Origin of the sequence: Microbacterium oryzae (assembly GCF_009735645.1) — a bacterium.
Lineage (GTDB): Bacteria > Actinomycetota > Actinomycetes > Actinomycetales > Microbacteriaceae > Microbacterium > Microbacterium oryzae.
The window spans coordinates 636,735-652,832 of sequence record NZ_CP032550.1; the positions used below are offsets into that span (position 1 = coordinate 636,735).

The window sequence follows — 16,098 nt, forward strand, 5'->3', positions numbered from 1 at the left end:
AACTGCTCCTACAGAACCGCATCCCCGTGCCCGGGGGAAGTGGCTTGCGGAGAAGGAGAAGGAGCTGTAGAAGAAGTCGACGCGCCCGGGAAGCGGATTGTGCCACGCGCTCCTCCATCTCGGTACCCCCTGCGCACACCGGCATATCGAGCACAGACTTGCGGCATCACCGCAGGATCCGACTCGAAAGGCGATTCATGTTCTTCCATCGACAGGAACTCCAGCACAAGGCCAAGCCCGACGCCCCCGACGCGGTCTACGCGCGCAAGCTCCAGGAGGTGCTCGGCGGTCAGTACGGAGAGATCACCGTCGCTCTGCAGTACCAGTTCCAGGGCTGGAACATGCACATGCCCGGCAAGTACCGCGACCTCGTGTTCGGCATCGGCGCCGAGGAGATGGGGCACGTCGAGATGCTGGCGGTCATGATCGCCCAGCTCCTCGAGAAGTCCCCCCTCGGCATCACCGACGAGGCCGTGCAGAAGGACCCGACGGTCGCGGCCGTCATCGGCGGCACCGACATCCAGCACGGCATCGTGGCGGGTGCCGGCGCACGCCCCGTCGACAGCATGGGCAACCCGTGGTCGGGGTCGTACATCACGGCCAGCGGCAACCTCCTCGCCGACTTCACGGCCAACGCGAACGCGGAGATGCAGGGCCGCCTCCAGGTGGCGCGGCTCTATCACATGACGGACGACCACGGCGTGCGCGACCTGCTCGGGTTCCTCCTGGCTCGCGACACCATGCATCAGAACCAGTGGCTGGCCGCGGCCGAGGAGCTGAAGGCGGAGAAGATCGAGGAGCTGCCGGTGCCGAGCAACTTCCCGCTCTCGAAGGAGGAGCGCGACGTGTCGTACCAGTACCTCAACTTCAGCGACGGTGCGGCCGCGAGCGAGGGCTCGTGGGCGTCGGGTCCGACGCCCGACGGGAAGGGCGAGTTCACGTATCACGACGGTCCCACGACGACGGCTCCGTACCCGGGCCCGACGCACCCCGATGCGCGCTTCTACGGCACGACGGAGGTGCCGAACCGGATCGAGAAGATCGCCGGCGCGGCGCAGGACATGTTCCACAAGGAGTAGGACCGGGTCAGCCCGGCGAGGGCTCCGAGAAGGCGGCCACTTCGGCGATCACGCGCGGATGCGCGAGGACGCGGAAGTGGCCGCCCGTCTCGATCACGACGTTCCGCGCTCCGGGGAGCTCGCTGCCCTCCGGGATGTGCGGGTCGAAGCGCGCGTACACCGAGACGATCCGGCGGTTGACCTCCGTCTCCCGTGCAAGGGCGAGGATGGCGGCGTTGCGCGGGGAGAACGCGTGCAGGGTCGGGACGGCGAGGAATCTCGCGTAGCGCGAGCCGCCGAACGGCGTCGCGATCGCCACCATCCCGCGCACGCGCGACGCGGCCGCCGTCGCCGACATCATCCGCTTGCCGATGAGCCCGCCCTTGCTGTGCGCGACGAGGACGACATCGTGCAGGTCGCGCTCCTCGAGAAGTCGCGCGACGATCTCCGCGCCCTCGCCGAACGGGCGGCGGTTGTGGCGCAGCGGCTCCACGACATGCACGGGATGACCGCGATCGTGCAGCGCGACGACGAGCGGCGTGAGGAATCGCCATGACTCGTAGACGCCGGGGATGACGACGATCGGTGCGAGGCGCCCGTCCTGGAAGTCACGGGCGGAGCGGCGTCGCGTGGTGGCGCGCAGCTGCCCGAGCCCGGCGTAGGCGTAGTCGGCCGCCCACCACCCGGCCCGTCGCAGCAGCCCGCTCACGTGGCCGGCAGCCACGCGGTCTCCGTCGCGAGGAAGTCCTGCAGCGCGGAGGCGACCGCGCGCGGGGCGGTGTGCTGCACGAGGTGCGGATGGCCCGGCATCTCCACGAGCCGCGCGCGCGGTGCGGCGTCGCGCAGGCGCCGGCACCACCGGAGCCCCGCGATCGGGTCGCGGCCGCCGCGCACGACGAGCAGCGGCCGCTCGAGCGCGCCTGCGCGCTCCTCCATCGGATAGGCCAGCATGTGCGGCAGCTGGCGCGCGTACCAGCGAGGTCCGCAGCGCGCGTAGTCCGTGAGCACCATGAGGTCGGTCGCGGGTGTCTCGCGCAGGCAGTCCAGCCCGAGGGACATGCCCTGGCGCAGCGCGCTGCGGTGGCGGTCGTCGACGACGGGGCCGACCGCCACCACGTGCGAGACGAGGTCCGGGCGCTGCACGCCGAGCTCCACCGCCCACTGCGTGCCCATGGAATTGCCGACGACCACGACGGGCTGCTCGCCGATGCCCGCCACCACCTCGCCCAGGAGGCTCGCCATCTCGTGCACATCGGGGGAGCGCTCGGGCTCCGGAAGATCGTCGAACCCCGGCATGTCGAGGGAGTGCACGGTGTGCTCCTCGGCCAGGACGTCGTGGAGCCGCGCGAAGGCGCGATGGGAGATCCCGATGCCGTGCACGAGCACGAACGCGCGCACGGCGCCGGGTCGGGAGGTCGTGTGGACGCGGAAGGTCATGTCGCGCACCTGCACGAGTCGCTCTGTCGCCATCCCCGCAGTCTTCCGGGTCGAGCGGGTCGCCGTCTCGGGCTTGACGCCGCGCGCGATCATCCGGAAGCGCCCTGAAGAAGACCGCGGACGCGTTCTGCCACAGAAGACCGTCGCACGTCAACCCACGCGCGGAACGTCGCGAGACCGTGTTGCATCGCAATCAGTCCATCCGAGCGGTAACGGAAAGGAAGTCACACATGTCTCAGATTCCCGGTCAGGTGCCGAGCGAGGCGGACAGCCGCCCCAACGGCGCGGTCGAGTCGGCCCGGCAGGAGGCCTCCGGTCTCAAGGACACGACCCAGGCGGAGGCCGGGCACGTTCTCGGCACCGCCAAGGAGGAGGCGTCGCACGTCGCACACGAGGCGAAGTCGCAGCTCAAGAGCGTGTACTCGCAGACCCAGAGCGAGCTGAAGGACCAGGCGGCGGGCCAGCAGCGCCGCGTGGCCGACGGCCTCCGCACGATCGGTCACGAGCTGCAGTCCCTCGCCGTGGGCGAGGCGCCGTCGAACCCCGGCATCGCGAGCGACCTGGTGCGGCAGGCGTCGACCCGCCTCACCGACGCATCGTCGTGGCTCGAGGATCGCGAGCCCGGCGACCTGCTGCACGAGGTGAAGAACTTCGCCCGCCGCAAGCCGGGCCTGTTCATCGCCGGCGCGCTGGTGGCTGGCCTCGCCGCCGGCCGTCTCACCCGCGCTCTCGCCGAGAGCGCGCACGACGAGAGCGACGCGTCGGGCGTCGCGGGTGCGGGCGCAGCGCCCCGTCCCGTCACGACCCCGCCCGTTCCGCCCGTGACGACCACGCCGGCCTCGACGCCGCCGGTGGTCCCGGGCGGCACCGTGGGCGGCGCGGGCACGATCGGCGGCACGGCTCCCGTCGTCGGCAGCTCCGCCACCGGCGCCCCCGTGACCCCGCCGGTGCTCCCGCCGACGCGCAACGAGGGCACGCCCGTCTACGACCGGTCCCGTGCGCAGAACCTCACGGGCGATGAGGGGAGTCAGCATGGAATCTGAGCACACCCCGTCCGAGGAGAAGGCCGCGGCCACCTCGCTCGGCGATCTTCTGTCGGAGGTGACCAGCGACATCTCGCTGCTCATCCGGCAGGAGCTCGAACTCGCCAAGGCGGAGCTGCGCCAGTCGGCCACCCGCGCCGGCAAGGGTGCGGGGATGATGGGCGGCGCCGCGTACGCCGGCCTCATGGCGGTGTTCTTCCTGTCCGTGGCGCTCTGGTGGGCGATCGGGCTCCTCACGGGGCTCGGATGGTCGGCCGTCATCGTCGCCGTGATCTGGGGCATCATCGCCGCCGTCCTGTTCGCCAAGGGCCGCAAGGACATCAAGACCGTGAAGGGCGCTCCGCAGACCGTGGAGTCGCTGAAGAAGATCCCCGACGCTCTGAAGAGAAATGAGGAGAACCGATGACTGATTCACCTGAGGCCATCCGCGCCGACATCGAGCGCACCCGCCGCGAGCTCGGCCGCGACGCCGACGCCCTCGTCGACAAGGTCACGCCCTCGAAGATCATGGACCGGCAGACCAGCAAGCTCAAGGGCGCGTTCGGCTCCGTCCGCGAGCGCGTCATGGGCGCGGTCGACGACGCCGGCTCGAGCGTGCACCGCGCGGGCTCGAACGTCGGCGGCTCGGTCTCCGACTCCGTCTCGGGCGCCGGCTCCGCCGTCTCCGACGCCACGCACCGCGTGGCCGCCAAGGCCGAGGGCAACCCGATGGCCGTGGGCCTCATCGCCTTCGGAGCGGGTCTGCTCATCTCCTCGCTCATCCCCGCCTCCGAGAAGGAGAAGCGGATGGCGGAGGACGTGAAGGAGCAGGCGCAGCCGCTGCTGGACGAGGCGAAGAGCGTCGCCCAGGAGGTCGGCGCCAACCTCAAGGAGCCCGCGCAGGAGGCAGCCGCATCCGTGAAGGACGCTGCGACCGACGCCGCCGGCACCGTGCGCTCCGAGGCCCAGTCGTCGGCGGAGAACGTCACCGACCGGGCCAAGGAGGCTCGCGAGAACGTGCAGGGCAGCTGACCCGCACGCGCACATCGATGGGCGGGACCCGACGGGTCCCGCCCATCGGGCTGTCCGGCGTCAGCCGATGCCGAGGATGAGGCCGACCAGGCTCCAGGCGCCGTAGGCCGCGAGCGAGGCCCCGCCCACGACCGCGGCGCCCACGGCGCCGCCGCCGACGATGAGGCCGGTGCGCAGCCGCGAGCGCGGCGCCCGTCCGCGCTGCGCGACGAGGTCGGCATTCCGCTCGACCGTCGCCGCGGTGCGCGTGCTGCGCAGCTCGACGGCCGCCAGCGGCGAACCCGTCCACTTCTCCACGCCCCAGGCGAGACCGCGGGTCGTCTGCACCCTGAGGTTCGTGCCCCAGCCCGCTGCCGGGTCGATCGGGCGCGCGCGCAGCCGCTCGGCCGACGCCCGCACCCGCTCGACGTCGCGGAGGCCGGCCTCGGCGAGCACCGCGGCCATCCCATGCAGGCGCTTGCGTGCGCGCTTGCGGAGGGTCGTGTCCGCCGCGCGCACCTCGAGACGGTGCATGGCCGTGCGCACGTCGTCGAGCACGCGGTGCGCCTCTGCGACGTAGCGGGCCGCCTGGCGGTCGGGTCCGAGCGCGAGGAAGGCGCCCTCCTCGGCGAGAGAGTCGACCGCCTGGTCGAACGCGAACACCGGGCTGCCCGAGGGCAGCGCCCGGTTCTGGTGATGCTGCTGCGTCATGCCATCCGCCTTCCGCCGCGTGATGTCCCGTGCTCCAGCTTACGAGCGGACGGACGATCTGTCCCGTGCTCGCGTTACCCGAGGCGCGCGCATGCCGCAACCCCTTCACTCCCCGGCACAGCCCCCGCACGATGGAGATCCACGCAATCGATCGGAAAGGACACCTCATGGCTCGCATCACAGAGAGCATCGATGTCGACGTCGACGTGACCACGGCGTATGACCAGTGGACGCAGTTCGAGACGTTCCCGCAGTTCCTCAGCTTCGTCGAGTCGATCCGCCAGATCGACGACGAGACCACCGCCTGGAAGGTCAACATCGGGGGCGTCGCCCGCGAGTTCACGGCGAAGATCACCGAGCAGCACCCCGACGAGCGCGTCGCGTGGAACAGCATCTCGGGTGACGCCGACCACGCCGGCGTCGTGACGTTCCACCGCCTGTCGGACACGAGCTGCCGCGTGACGGTGCAGCTCGACTGGGAGCCCACCAGCCTCACCGAGAACGTGGGAGCGGCCCTCGGCTTCGACGACCGCGCTGTGAAGAAGGACCTCGCGCACTTCAAGGAGTTCATCGAGTCCCGCGGCGCCGAGACCGGCGCCTGGCGCGGCGACATCTCCTGACCCCGGGGAGGGGCGGATGGCCGACGCGGTCGGAGAGCGCCTGACAGCGCAGCAGCGACTCGTCGTCGTGATCGCGATCCTCGCGTCGTTCGTGAGCTTCCTCGACGGCAGCGTCGTCAACGTCGCGCTCCCGGCGATCAGCCGGGAGCTCGGCGGCGGCCTCACGACGCAGCAGTGGGTGGTGGACGCCTATCTCGTCACCCTCAGCGCGCTGATGCTCCTGGCCGGGTCGGTGTCCGACGCGTTCGGCCGCATCCTCGTGATGCGGTGGGGGCTCGTCGGCTTCGGCGTCTCCTCGCTCGTCATCGCGGCGGCCCCCGATCCCGCCCTGCTCGTCGCCGCGCGCGCCGTGCAGGGCGCGGCGGGGGCCTTCCTCGTGCCGAGCTCCCTCGCCCTCATCACCACGGCCATCCGCCCGCCCCTGCAGGCGAGGGCGATCGGCGTCTGGACCGCGTGGACCACCGCGGCGATGATCGCCGGTCCGCTGCTCGGCGGGCTGTTCGTCGATCTGCTGTCGTGGCGTCTGGTCTTCCTCATCAACGTCCTGCCGATCGGCGCGACGCTGTGGCTGCTCACGCGCCTCGAGGCCCGCGATGTGCGCAGACCGGGAGTGCGGGTGGACCTCGTCGGCGGTGCGCTCTGCGCGCTCGGGCTCGGTGCGGGCGTGTTCGCGCTCATCGAGCAGCCGCGGCTCGGATGGTCGTCTCCCGCCATCGCCGTGCCGCTCGTCGTCGGCGCGGTGCTCTTCGCGGCGTTCCTCTTCCGCCAGCGCCGGGTGCGGGATCCGATCCTGCCGCTGGAGCTCTTCGCCGTGCGGAACTTCTCCGCGGGCAACATCGCGACGCTGTTCATCTACGCCGCGCTCGCTCTCAACGGCTTCGTCGTCGGCGTCTACCTGCAGCAGGGCGCGGGGCTGCCGGCCACGCTCGCCGGGCTCGCGAGCCTGCCCGTGACGATCCTGATGATCCTGCTCAGCGCCAGGGCGGGAACGCTCGCCGGACGCTGGGGGACCCGCGGCTTCATGACGGCGGGCCCGCTGGTCATGGCCGTCGGCGCCGCCCTGCTCCTGACCGTGAGGGACGACTTCGACTACGTCGGGCAGGTGCTGCCGTCGATGGTGGTGCTGGGCACAGGACTCGCGCTGACCGTCTCGCCGCTCACCGCGACCGTGCTCGGCTCCATCGACTCGGAGCGGTCGGGCATCGCGTCGGCCGTGAACAACGCGGTCTCGCGGGTGGCGGGCCTCATCGTCATCGCGCTGCTGGCGACGATCGTCGGCGGGCGCCTCGACCTCGCGGGATTCCATTCCGCGGCCGTGGTGACCGCGGTGCTGTTCGCCGCCGGCGGCGTCGCGTCCTGGCTGGGAGTCCGCGACGCGCCGGCGTGAGGGTCAGACGGCTCGGGGCGCGTTGTTGATGTGCTCCTCGATGAGCTGGATGCCGCCGAGGGCGTTCGCGGAGACGGCGAGCTCCTCGACCCACTCGCGGTTGAGCGGTGGCGCCTGCGGCTCGTCGAACTCGAATCGCAGCGGGATGGCCGGGTGCACCCAGATGGTGCTGCGGCCGTTGTCCTCCTCTTCCGGATGGCGCCAGGAGACCGAGAAGCTCTCGTCACGGCGCAACTTGCTGATGATGACGACCTTGAGGTGCGCGAGCGCACGATCGTCGATGTGGATGGCGGAGGCATTCGCGCCGTAGTAGAGCACTCCCATGCGCACAACGCTAGACGGCGGGGATGTGCGGACCCCGCGGGCGGCTCCTTCGGCCGTGACGGAACAGGCGGCTTTTCCGACGAACGTCGGAAAAGAGGCAGGACGCGCCGCGATGTCGCCGGGTGGGTGTGCGAAGAGCACCCTCGGCGCCCCCGGGACGTTCTACCTTCTTCATTGGATGGAGGCGCCGTTCGTGGTGCGCGGCGCGAGTGTGGAGCAGGACATGTCGGAGACGAGTGCGGTGCCCGGCGCGCAGCGGCCATGGCAGGACGACGATCTCGCGGGGCGGCCGGAGCCGGCCCTCGATGAGGCGCAGGCACCGGCCGGAGGACGGCTCTCCGTCTTCCGCCGCCTGCTCGACGCGGAACGCGCCGTCCGCGTGCGTGCGCTCGCCCAGGCGCGTGAGCGCCGGTGGCTCGACGCCGACTCCGCGCTGCTGGTGGCCCTCATCGATTCGGCGTCGTCCGACGATGACCTGCGACGACTGGCGGTGGCGCTGCAGGCGGACGGGCGCGGGGCCACCTGGCACATCGGCGACGCCTTCGGGCTGCCCGTGATCGTCACCTCGTGCTCGCGCGTTCCCGAGCCCGCTCGGCAGGCGCTGGAGCGCGAGGTGCGCCGCCTCGGCCATCCGCAGGCGCGTCTGCACGACGCGACGCTGCAGCCCGACGAGGACGACCTGCTTCCCGCCCTGCGGGAAGCTCTGCAGGCGCGCGCGGCGACAGACGACGGCCTGTCGCTGCCGGCGGGGGTGCGGCTGCTCCTCGAGGACGTGGAGGTGCCCATCGACCTGCTGCGCCGCGCCTCTCCCGGCGCTTTCGCCCTGTGGCGGTCGGACGACGACGCCCAGCTCGCGACCGTCGAGGCGTATCTCGACGCGGGCGGCCGGGTCTCCGAGGCGTGCCGCCGACTGCACATCCACCGCACGACGCTCTACTACCGGCTGGAGAACCTTCCCGAACTCGTCCGCGACGAGCTCGCCGACGGGCTGCGTCGCAGCGTGATGCACGTGGTGCTGATGACGCTCCGCTCCCGCGCGGCGGGAGAGGACGCCGCCCTCACGGGTGGATGACCGTCAGCAGCGAATCCGGATGGTCGGGCACGACGAGCGTCTGCCAGGTCGACCGCTGCCATCCGTGCTCGACGTCGTAGAACAGACTCGTCCCGAACGTCAGCTTGCGTGCGCGCTGACGCGCCCACAGCGTGCGGAAGGACGGGTAGCGCCGGTGCAGGGTCGCGACGAGCTCCTGGAAGCGCTCCTCGTCGGGCGCGGCCTGGAAGCGCAGCGAGTCGACGAGGCGGATGGCCGTCTCCCGCCATTCGCCCGGTGAGGGCGCCTCGGCCTCGTGCTCGAACACCTCCACGAGGAGGTTTCGCCCCACGTCGAGGAAGCCGTTCGCGACCTGCGCGCACGCGCGGTTCACGACCAGCACGTCGTGCACGCCGTTGGTGATGTAGGCGGGGTGCGGCTCCACGAGGCCGAGGATGGCGAACGCGCCCTTCGGCAGCCCGTCGCGGCGCGAGATCGCGCGTGTCGCGCTCGTCTGCGCCAGCTGCTGGAAGTACTCCGTCGTGTCCTCGTCGAGCCGCAGCGCGCGCGACAGCGACGCCACCACCTGCGGGGAGGGGAGGTGCCCGTGGGCCTGCTCGAGGCGGATGTAGTAGTCGCGGTTGATGCCGGCGAGCTCGGCGACCTCCTCGCGGCGCAGACCGGGAACGCGCCGACCGTCGTCGCGGGCGAGCCCCACGTCCTCGGGCTGCAGCTCGTGACGCCGACCGCGCAGGAGCTCGGCGATGAGGGTGTAGCGCAGGGTCACGACGCGGTCTCCGGTCCCGACCCGGGTCGCGCTCCGCGGCGCGTGGTGGCGCCGATGGTGCGCAGCGCGTCGATGAGCGAGGCCACCTGCGCCCAGCTGAGGCCCTCGAGCAGGGTGGACTCCTGCGCGACGAGCGTGCGCATGGCGGACTCGACCCGGTCGCGACCCGCGGGCAGCAGCGTCACGATGCGGCTGCGCTGATCGGCGGGGTTGTCCGTGCGCGCGAGGTAGCCGCGCTCCTCCAGCCGCTCGATGCGGTAGGTGATGGTGCCGCTGGTGGCGGTGGTCCACGTGGCCAGCTGCGACGGCGTCATCGCCTGCTCGGGTGAGCGGCGCAGCAGCGACAGGATGTCGAACTCCCAGGCGCGCAGTCCCGCGGCGGAGAACGCCGACTCGCGCACGCGCTGCAGGTCGCGGGCGACCCGGCGCAGGCGCGACATCACGTCCAGCGGCGAGAGGTCGACGTCGGGCAGGATCGCCGACCAGGCGTCGATGATGAGGTCCACCTCGTCATCGCCGCTGTCGTAACCGCGTGCATCTGCCACCACGACACAGCATAGGACGGCGTCCGCCGAACTCCGTGGCGGGCGTCTGCGGCAGCGTGTACCGTCGGGCCATCACTCGTCTGTCGGAGGTCAGGATGAAGTTCTTCCAGCGGCTCGGCCGGTCGTTCATGCTCCCCGTCGCGGTGCTGCCGATCGCGGCCATCCTCGTCGGCGTCGCCTTCTTCATCCGCAACGTCGCGGGGGAGAACGTCGCGGTCACGTTCCTCAACGGCGCCGGCGGCGCGCTGCTCGACAACATGCCGATCCTGTTCGCGATCGGCATCTCGCTGGGCATGGCGTCGAAGTCCGACGGCACCTCGGCGCTGGCGGGCCTCGTGTCGTGGCTGACGATCACCACCCTGCTGTCGCCGGCCAACGTCGCGCTCTTCCAGGGGATCGAGGAAGGCGCCGTGGATCCGGCGTTCGGCGTGATCAAGAACGTGTTCGTCGGCATCATCGCCGGTCTCATCGGGGCGTTCAGCTACGACCGCTTCAAGGACACCCGCCTGCCCGACGCCCTCGCGTTCTTCTCGGGCAAGCGGTCCGTGGCGATCGTCGCCGCGGGGATGTCGCTCGTCGTGGCGCTCATCCTCTTCTTCATCTGGCCGGTCGTGTACGGCGCGCTCGTGGCCTTCGGCGAGTTCATCGCCGCGCTCGGGCCGATCGGCGCGGGCATCTACGGCTTCATGAACCGCATCCTCATCCCGCTGGGTCTCCACCACGCGCTGAACTCCGTGTTCTGGTTCGATGTGGCGGGCATCAACGACCTCGTGAACTTCCTCGGCGGCGAGGGCGAGTACGGCGTCACCGGCCAGTACATGACCGGCTTCTTCCCGGTCATGATGTTCGGTCTGCCGGGCGCGGCGCTCGCGATGTACGTGACGGCCAAGACGACGCGCAAGAAAGTCGCGGCGGGCCTCCTCCTCTCGGGCGCGGTGTCGTCGTTCGTCGTCGGCGTGACGGAGCCGCTGGAGTTCGCGTTCATGTTCCTCGCCCCGGTGCTCTATCTGATCCACGCGGTCTTCATGGGCATCTCCTTGGCGATCAGCGCCATCCTGCCGGTGCGCATGGGCTTCGGGTTCTCCGGCGGCGCGATCGACCTGCTGCTGGGATGGACGAACCCGATGGCGCAGAACCCGTGGCTCATCCCGGTCATGGGCGCGTTCTGGTTCCTCGTGTACTTCCTCGTCTTCCGCTTCGTGATCGTGCGCTTCGATCTGAAGACGCCCGGCCGCGAGGACGACGAGGTCGAAGCCGACGTCGATCGGCCGGCCGACGGCGACGACCGCTACCGGGGCACCGCCGCCCGCTTCCTCGAGGCGCTCGGCGGGCAGGAGAACATCGTCGAGCTCGACAACTGCGCGACGCGGCTGCGGATGGTCGTGGCCGACGTCGCGAAGGTGGACGACGCCGCGCTGCGTCGTGCGGGAGCGGCCGGCACCATGCGCCCGGGCGGCAAGGCCGTGCAGGTCGTCTACGGCCTGAACGTCCAGTTCGTGAAGGACGCTATGGAAGATCTCATGGCGGGCCGCGCGCCCGTCGCCGAGCGACGCGACGACGCGCCGGCGCCGACCCCGGTGCTCACGACAGCGCCCGCCGTCGTCCGGCTGCGGCAGCCGATCGAGGGGCGAGTGGTTCCGCTGTCGGCGGTGCCCGATGCCACCTTCGCCGAGGGGATCATGGGGCCCGGCGTCGCGATCGAGCCGACCGGCGACACCGTGGTCGCACCAGCCGACGGGCGGGTCGAGCACGTCTTCCCGACCGCGCACGCGGTCGCGATGGTGCTCGCGGACGGCACCGAGCTGCTCGTCCACGTCGGAATCGACACCGTGGACATGGCGGGCGAGGGGTTCGAGACGCTGGTGTCCGCCGGTCAGGAGGTGACGGCGGGGACGCCGCTGCTGCGGATAGACCTCGACCGCCTGCGCGCATCCGGCCATCCCACCATCACGCCCGTCGTGGTGCTCAACAACCCGGAGGCCTCGGTCGAGATGTCCTGACCCGCCCCGGCGGTTCCCCACGCGCATAGGGTGGACGGACGCAACCGGAAGGGGAGACCCATGGCACGCATCCTGATCTTCGGCGGACACGGGAAGGTCGCGCTGCGCCTCGCGCCGCTGCTCGCCGAGCGCGGTGACGCCGTCACCGGCGTCATCCGCAATCCCGACCACGAGGCCGACGTCCGGGCGGCCGGCGCCGAGCCGGTGATCGCCGACATCGAGACGCTGGACGTCGACGGCCTGGCCGACCTCGTCCGCGGGCACGACGCGATCGTGTGGTCGGCCGGTGCGGGAGGCGGGAACCCCGCGCGCACCTGGGCCGTCGATCGCGATGCGGCCATCCGCTCGATGGACGCCGCCCGTGCGGCCGGCGTCTCGCGGTACGTCATGGTGTCGTATCTCGGCGCGGGGCCGGACCACGGCGTTCCCGAGGACGATGCGTTCTACGCCTACGCCGAGTCGAAGGCGGCCGCCGACGAGCACCTGCGCGGCAGCGGTCTGGACTACACGATCCTGCAGCCGGGCGGCCTCACCCTCGACGAGCCGACCGGCCTCATCGAGACCGGCGACCTGGGCGACGGACGCGTCGCGCGCGGCGATGTCGCGGCCGTCGCAGCCGCGGTGCTCGCCGACGCGAGCACGATCGGCCGCTCGATCCCGTTCGGCAACGGCAGCACGCCGATCGCCGAGGCGATCGCGGCGTGAGCCGCCGCGCCGTGCTCGCCGCCGCGGCGGCGGGCACGGTGGCCGCGGGGCTGGCCGTCCACGTCGCGCTGCCGGCGTCGCCCGCGACGGATGGCCTGGGCGACGTCCTCTACGCCGTCCTCGTCTTCCTGCTCGTGGCGTTCGCGGCGCCGCGTGCGCGCGTCGTCGCCGTGAGCGCCGTCGCCCTCGCGTGGTGCGTCGCGGTCGAGCTGCTGCAGCTGACCGGCCTCCCGGCCGCGTGGGGGAGCGCCGCGCCGCCGCTGCGGCTCGTGCTCGGCAGCGGCTTCGCGGCGCTCGACCTGCTCTGGTACGCCGTCGGCGTCGCCCTCGCGGCGGGCGCGGACGCCGTGCTCCGACGGGTCAGAGCCCCTGGCCGGCGTCCCAGAGGCGCTCGGGCGAGCCGTTGATGAGCGCGTCGATGTGCATGGCCTGCGCGTCGGTGAGCGACGCGACGTAGTCGATGATGCCGCGGCCGGTCGCGCGCCGTCGCAGCTCGACGCCGTCGGACGCGTCGGCGAGCTCGGGCTCCTCGCGGCGCAGGCGGGCGTAGTCCTCGGCGGCGAGGTCGACGAGGTCGAGGAGGCGTCGCGGCGCCCGCCGCACGTCGTGCGGGTCGTCGAGCCACGCCGCGAACCCGTCGACGAGGCGCTCGAGCACGCTCGCCTGGCCGCGCTGGTACAGCGCGAGGTCCGGGCGCTCGAGGATGAAGCGCTGGTGCAGGAATTTCAGCACGGCGACCTCGTGCCACGCGTCGCGGTCGAGGCTGACGTGCCCCGAGCGGATGGGCGGCGTCTCGCTGACGGTCACCGAGTGCTGCAGGCGGGTGATCCAGGCCGCCGTGAACTGCGACAGCGTGCGCTCGGTGAGCATCGAGCCGTCGAACGGCACCGCGAGGAGGCCGTCGATGACCTCGTCGGTCACCCGGGCGACGGCGGCGGCGAACGCCTCCTCGTCGGCGATCCACGGGTCCTTCGCCTCGAGCCGCCGCCACAGCAGCTCGAGGGAGCGGCCGGGCGCGCGCTGCGACAGCACGAGGTCGCCCTGGGCGGCGGCGTGCAGGGCGGCGCGGTCGCGGCGCCACGCGCGGAACTCGGCGGAGATCGTGGACTGGTTCAGCAGACCCGCGCGGTAGAAGTCGTCGAGGTCGTGCAGCGAGTACGCGATGTCGTCGGCGATGTCCATCACCGAGCACTCCACCGTCTGCTGCAGCGGCGCGATCGCGGGGTAGGGCGCCCGGGCCGCGCGCATCTCGTGCGCGTCGAGCGCGAAGGCGGAGAACTTGTACGCGCCGCTGCCGGGAGAGGCGGGGGAGATGCCGCGCGGGGCCTCCGGCCGGCCGGACCAGCCGTCGCCCTCCGCGCGCAGCCACGGGTACTTCAGCACCGCCGCGCGCACGGCGGCGGTCAGGTTGAGACCCGCGCCGGCCCGGTCGTACTCGTCGAGGCGGGTGACGATGCGGAAGGTCTGCGCGTTGCCCTCGAAGCCGTCGCGCAGGCCGAAGCGGTCGCGCGCGAGCCGGTCGAGGGCCTGCTCGCCGAGGTGGCCGAACGGCGGATGGCCCAGGTCGTGCGCCGCGGCGGCCGCCTGCACGACGACGGGATCGCAGCCGCCCAGCCGCGCGACGATCTCGCCCTCCGGACCCGCGCTGTGCGACAGCTGCACCGCGATGCCGCGGGCGACCGCGGCGACCTTGACCGAGTGCGTGAGGCGGTTGTGGACGGCGAGGCCCGCGCCGGCCTGCGCGATGACCTGGGTGACGGCCGACAGACGCGAGTAGTACGGAGAGAAGCGGATGCGCTCCACGTCGACGCGGTACTCCGGGTTGCGCTCGCGCCGCTGATAGTCGTCGAGCGCCTCGGGCACGCGTCGCGCCGTGCGCGGGTCGTCGTCCAGAGCGGTGGCGGCCGCGAGAGCGGGCGCGTCGTCGGCCGCGAGAGCAGCGGCGGCAGGTGCATCCGTCATCCGACCGATGCTACCGGCCGTCCGCCTCGCGACGACGACGCCGCAGCCGCCGGCGCCGCGGGCTCTGCTCGGGCGCCGCGGCCGCGCGCGCCGCCTGCCGACGCTCCTCGCGTCGGGCAGCCCATCCGGCCACCTCGGCGTCGATGTCGACGAGCGGTGTCACCACGGGCGGGCCGCCGAGGAGCTGCATGCGCGCGAGCTTCACCCGGCGGTTGAAGTCGTCGAGGTGCTCGCGCACGTCCTGCTCGCGCGACATCGCGTCGAGCGTCTGCGCGAGGTCCGCGTGCTCCGAGCGCAGCTGCAGCGCGGGCGGGCCGAGCCCGGTCAGCCCCTCGCGCTCGATCTTGCGGCGGATCCACCAGTCGGGATCGTGCGATTCGCCGAGGCCCTGGATGGGGCGCCCGGCACCGGGGAGGTCGTCGAACTCGCCGCGGCGCATCGCCTGCTGGATGACCATCTCCACGTACGCCGGGCGATCGGTCAGCCCGGGAGCACCCGCCGAACCCGTCGGGGCGTCGTCCGCCTCGCCGAGCTCCTCGCGCATGCGGTCGATGCGGTACTGGACCGCGCTCAAGCGCGGGTCGACGTGCTCCTCGTCGCGTGCTGCCATGGCGTCACCTCCGCGCCTCCAGGCTACGACGCGCGCGCGGAGTGCGGGTCGTCAGCCGGAGAGCTCGGCACGCAGTCGGTCGAGGTGCTCCGCGGTGATGTCGTCCTCGGCGCGATCCTGCCCTGGGGTCTCCCGGAGCACCTCGAACGGCTCCGTCATCGCCTCCCCGTCCGGACGCACGTCGAGATGGGTGACGGCGTCGCCGCGGGCGTGCAGCCACCGCGCCATGTCGTAGTCGCTGGGGGAGTCTCCCGCCGTGAACCAGCGGCGGGGCGCGGCCATCCGCTGCTCGACGAGGGAGAGCGCCCGCTCGGCGCCGAGCGCCTTGCCGGCGTCGACGTGCTCGATGTCGATGGAGATGATCGTCGGGATGATGTGGAACCGATCAGCCAGCCCCTGGTCGTCGATGACCTGCTGGCAGGCGCGGACGAGCGCGGGCTGCGCCGCGAGGTACGCATCGCTCGCGACGTCGACGTTCTGCTCGATGGAGATCATCGTGCGCTTGGTGTCGTCCCAGAACATGAGGTCGGCGTGCGGTTCTGCGAGCTCGCGGATGGCGTCCACCAGCGCCTGCGGCGGCCGCAGCTCGATGTCGGCGTGGATCTCGCCCACTCGCACCTCGGGCGCATCGGGCTCGAGCGAGAACCAGGTCGCGCCCTTCTCGCCCACGCCCCACACCGGAGCATCAGGGCGGAGGCCGGCGGCGGCGAGCTCGGGGATCACCCGCTCGACGAGGAACGCCGTGGAGCGGCCGGTGTTGAACACGACGGGCGCGCCGGCGTGGGCGAGCGCCACGAGGTCGGGCGCGATCGTGGCCACGCGCAGCGTGCGGGTGACGGTGCTCGCGAGCGGGCCGTCGACGTCGAGGAGGAGTCCGAGGGTCACCCGA

The 16,098-nt window shown here is 72.0% G+C and carries 19 protein-coding genes; 10 read left to right on the top strand and 9 right to left on the bottom strand.

Annotation, left to right across the window (positions count from 1 at the left end):
• The first annotated feature begins 197 nt into the window (after nucleotides 1-197).
• Nucleotides 198-1,079 carry a manganese catalase gene (locus D7D94_RS02885; RefSeq protein ID WP_156241132.1) on the top strand — a complete coding sequence of 294 codons (882 nt, stop codon included), beginning with the start codon at nucleotides 198-200 and terminating at the stop codon, nucleotides 1,077-1,079.
• 7 nt (nucleotides 1,080-1,086) lie between these two features.
• On the opposite strand, the gene D7D94_RS02890 is transcribed toward D7D94_RS02885, so the two are convergent.
• On the bottom strand, nucleotides 1,087-1,782 hold the full coding sequence (locus tag D7D94_RS02890) for an esterase/lipase family protein (RefSeq protein WP_246171852.1): 696 nt from the start codon (nucleotides 1,780-1,782) through the stop codon (nucleotides 1,087-1,089).
• Nucleotides 1,764-2,528, bottom strand: coding sequence for an alpha/beta fold hydrolase (locus tag D7D94_RS02895; RefSeq protein WP_246171853.1), 765 nt, complete (start codon nucleotides 2,526-2,528; stop codon nucleotides 1,764-1,766). The genes D7D94_RS02890 and D7D94_RS02895 overlap by 19 nt, the downstream gene beginning before the upstream one ends.
• A 197-nt stretch (nucleotides 2,529-2,725) precedes the next feature.
• Here D7D94_RS02895 and D7D94_RS02900 point away from each other — a divergent pair, with 197 nt between their 5' ends.
• From D7D94_RS02900 to D7D94_RS02910, 3 genes are read left to right on the top strand one after another with little or no spacing between them, the layout of a single operon-like run.
• Nucleotides 2,726-3,538 carry a hypothetical protein gene (locus D7D94_RS02900; protein WP_156241133.1) on the top strand — a complete coding sequence of 271 codons (813 nt, stop codon included), beginning with the start codon at nucleotides 2,726-2,728 and terminating at the stop codon, nucleotides 3,536-3,538.
• A complete protein-coding gene (locus D7D94_RS02905; RefSeq protein ID WP_156241134.1) occupies nucleotides 3,528-3,944 on the top strand; it encodes a phage holin family protein in 417 nt (138 codons plus the stop codon). The genes D7D94_RS02900 and D7D94_RS02905 overlap by 11 nt, the downstream gene beginning before the upstream one ends.
• Nucleotides 3,941-4,549, top strand: coding sequence for a DUF3618 domain-containing protein (locus D7D94_RS02910; protein ID WP_156241135.1), 609 nt, complete (start codon nucleotides 3,941-3,943; stop codon nucleotides 4,547-4,549). The genes D7D94_RS02905 and D7D94_RS02910 overlap by 4 nt, the downstream gene beginning before the upstream one ends.
• Nucleotides 4,550-4,609: 60 nt before the next feature.
• Here D7D94_RS02910 and D7D94_RS02915 read toward each other — a convergent pair whose 3' ends face one another.
• The gene (locus D7D94_RS02915; RefSeq protein WP_156241136.1) at nucleotides 4,610-5,239 is read right to left on the bottom strand and encodes a hypothetical protein; all 630 of its coding nucleotides are present in this window, start codon (nucleotides 5,237-5,239) and stop codon (nucleotides 4,610-4,612) included.
• Nucleotides 5,240-5,406: 167 nt separating this feature from the next.
• On the opposite strand from D7D94_RS02915, the gene D7D94_RS02920 reads away from it, so the two are divergent.
• Together D7D94_RS02920 and D7D94_RS02925 are read left to right on the top strand one after the other, a co-directional pair.
• Nucleotides 5,407-5,859, top strand: a complete 453-nt coding sequence (locus D7D94_RS02920) for an SRPBCC family protein (RefSeq protein ID WP_156241137.1) — start codon at nucleotides 5,407-5,409, stop codon at nucleotides 5,857-5,859.
• A 16-nt stretch (nucleotides 5,860-5,875) separates the two neighbouring features.
• Nucleotides 5,876-7,246 (top strand): MFS transporter, encoded by a 1,371-nt coding sequence (locus D7D94_RS02925; protein ID WP_156241138.1) that lies wholly within the window; start codon nucleotides 5,876-5,878, stop codon nucleotides 7,244-7,246.
• Between the two features lie 3 nt (nucleotides 7,247-7,249).
• Here the strand turns inward: D7D94_RS02925 and D7D94_RS02930 are convergent, their stop codons facing one another.
• On the bottom strand, nucleotides 7,250-7,570 hold the full coding sequence (locus tag D7D94_RS02930; protein ID WP_156241139.1) for a DUF7882 family protein: 321 nt from the start codon (nucleotides 7,568-7,570) through the stop codon (nucleotides 7,250-7,252).
• A gap of 178 nt (nucleotides 7,571-7,748) precedes the next feature.
• Between D7D94_RS02930 and D7D94_RS02935 the strand changes: the two genes are divergently transcribed.
• On the top strand, nucleotides 7,749-8,642 hold the full coding sequence (locus tag D7D94_RS02935) for a helix-turn-helix domain-containing protein (RefSeq protein WP_216648680.1): 894 nt from the start codon (nucleotides 7,749-7,751) through the stop codon (nucleotides 8,640-8,642).
• On the opposite strand, the gene D7D94_RS02940 is transcribed toward D7D94_RS02935, so the two are convergent.
• Both D7D94_RS02940 and D7D94_RS02945 read right to left on the bottom strand, forming a co-directional pair.
• Nucleotides 8,629-9,387: a helix-turn-helix domain-containing protein gene (locus D7D94_RS02940; protein ID WP_173024224.1), complete on the bottom strand. Its 759-nt coding sequence runs from the start codon at nucleotides 9,385-9,387 to the stop codon at nucleotides 8,629-8,631. The two genes, D7D94_RS02935 and D7D94_RS02940, sit on opposite strands and share 14 nt — an antisense overlap.
• Nucleotides 9,384-9,932 carry a MarR family winged helix-turn-helix transcriptional regulator gene (locus D7D94_RS02945; RefSeq protein WP_246171854.1) on the bottom strand — a complete coding sequence of 183 codons (549 nt, stop codon included), beginning with the start codon at nucleotides 9,930-9,932 and terminating at the stop codon, nucleotides 9,384-9,386. Before D7D94_RS02945 ends, D7D94_RS02940 begins: the two co-directional genes overlap by 4 nt.
• 95 nt (nucleotides 9,933-10,027) lie before the next feature.
• Here D7D94_RS02945 and nagE point away from each other — a divergent pair, with 95 nt between their 5' ends.
• Genes nagE through D7D94_RS02960 form a run of 3 tightly spaced genes read left to right on the top strand, consistent with a single transcriptional unit; the run spans nucleotide 10,028 to nucleotide 13,044 of the window.
• Nucleotides 10,028-11,932 (top strand): N-acetylglucosamine-specific PTS transporter subunit IIBC, encoded by a 1,905-nt coding sequence (gene nagE / locus D7D94_RS02950; RefSeq protein WP_156241142.1) that lies wholly within the window; start codon nucleotides 10,028-10,030, stop codon nucleotides 11,930-11,932.
• A gap of 60 nt (nucleotides 11,933-11,992) precedes the next feature.
• Nucleotides 11,993-12,637 (top strand): SDR family oxidoreductase, encoded by a 645-nt coding sequence (locus tag D7D94_RS02955; RefSeq protein WP_156241143.1) that lies wholly within the window; start codon nucleotides 11,993-11,995, stop codon nucleotides 12,635-12,637.
• Nucleotides 12,634-13,044 (top strand): ribosomal maturation YjgA family protein, encoded by a 411-nt coding sequence (locus D7D94_RS02960; protein WP_156241144.1) that lies wholly within the window; start codon nucleotides 12,634-12,636, stop codon nucleotides 13,042-13,044. Before D7D94_RS02955 ends, D7D94_RS02960 begins: the two co-directional genes overlap by 4 nt.
• On the opposite strand, the gene D7D94_RS02965 is transcribed toward D7D94_RS02960, so the two are convergent.
• The 3 genes from D7D94_RS02965 to D7D94_RS02975 are packed head-to-tail and all read right to left on the bottom strand — an operon-like array spanning nucleotide 12,998 to nucleotide 16,094.
• Complete coding sequence (locus D7D94_RS02965) at nucleotides 12,998-14,599, bottom strand: deoxyguanosinetriphosphate triphosphohydrolase family protein (protein WP_156241145.1); 1,602 nt, start codon at nucleotides 14,597-14,599, stop codon at nucleotides 12,998-13,000. The two genes, D7D94_RS02960 and D7D94_RS02965, sit on opposite strands and share 47 nt — an antisense overlap.
• A gap of 10 nt (nucleotides 14,600-14,609) precedes the next feature.
• Nucleotides 14,610-15,209 carry a DnaJ family domain-containing protein gene (locus tag D7D94_RS02970; RefSeq protein WP_156241146.1) on the bottom strand — a complete coding sequence of 200 codons (600 nt, stop codon included), beginning with the start codon at nucleotides 15,207-15,209 and terminating at the stop codon, nucleotides 14,610-14,612.
• Nucleotides 15,210-15,260: 51 nt separating this feature from the next.
• On the bottom strand, nucleotides 15,261-16,094 hold the full coding sequence (locus D7D94_RS02975; protein ID WP_156241147.1) for a hypothetical protein: 834 nt from the start codon (nucleotides 16,092-16,094) through the stop codon (nucleotides 15,261-15,263).
• Nucleotides 16,095-16,098 lie beyond the last annotated feature (4 nt).

What these genes read in the sequence shown, in the direction of transcription:
- D7D94_RS02885 (WP_156241132.1), top strand. Translation starts at nt 198, where the DNA reads ATGTTCTTCCATCGACAGGAACTCCAGCACAAGGCCAAGCCCGACGCC.
- D7D94_RS02895 (WP_246171853.1), bottom strand. Translation starts at nt 2,528, where the DNA reads ATGGCGACAGAGCGACTCGTGCAGGTGCGCGACATGACCTTCCGCGTC.
- D7D94_RS02900 (WP_156241133.1), top strand. Translation starts at nt 2,726, where the DNA reads ATGTCTCAGATTCCCGGTCAGGTGCCGAGCGAGGCGGACAGCCGCCCC.
- D7D94_RS02905 (WP_156241134.1), top strand. Translation starts at nt 3,528, where the DNA reads ATGGAATCTGAGCACACCCCGTCCGAGGAGAAGGCCGCGGCCACCTCG.
- D7D94_RS02910 (WP_156241135.1), top strand. Translation starts at nt 3,941, where the DNA reads ATGACTGATTCACCTGAGGCCATCCGCGCCGACATCGAGCGCACCCGC.
- D7D94_RS02915 (WP_156241136.1), bottom strand. Translation starts at nt 5,239, where the DNA reads ATGACGCAGCAGCATCACCAGAACCGGGCGCTGCCCTCGGGCAGCCCG.
- D7D94_RS02920 (WP_156241137.1), top strand. Translation starts at nt 5,407, where the DNA reads ATGGCTCGCATCACAGAGAGCATCGATGTCGACGTCGACGTGACCACG.
- D7D94_RS02925 (WP_156241138.1), top strand. Translation starts at nt 5,876, where the DNA reads ATGGCCGACGCGGTCGGAGAGCGCCTGACAGCGCAGCAGCGACTCGTC.
- D7D94_RS02930 (WP_156241139.1), bottom strand. Translation starts at nt 7,570, where the DNA reads ATGGGAGTGCTCTACTACGGCGCGAATGCCTCCGCCATCCACATCGAC.
- D7D94_RS02935 (WP_216648680.1), top strand. Translation starts at nt 7,749, where the DNA reads ATGGAGGCGCCGTTCGTGGTGCGCGGCGCGAGTGTGGAGCAGGACATG.
- nagE (WP_156241142.1), top strand. Translation starts at nt 10,028, where the DNA reads ATGAAGTTCTTCCAGCGGCTCGGCCGGTCGTTCATGCTCCCCGTCGCG.
- D7D94_RS02955 (WP_156241143.1), top strand. Translation starts at nt 11,993, where the DNA reads ATGGCACGCATCCTGATCTTCGGCGGACACGGGAAGGTCGCGCTGCGC.
- D7D94_RS02965 (WP_156241145.1), bottom strand. Translation starts at nt 14,599, where the DNA reads ATGACGGATGCACCTGCCGCCGCTGCTCTCGCGGCCGACGACGCGCCC.
- D7D94_RS02970 (WP_156241146.1), bottom strand. Translation starts at nt 15,209, where the DNA reads ATGGCAGCACGCGACGAGGAGCACGTCGACCCGCGCTTGAGCGCGGTC.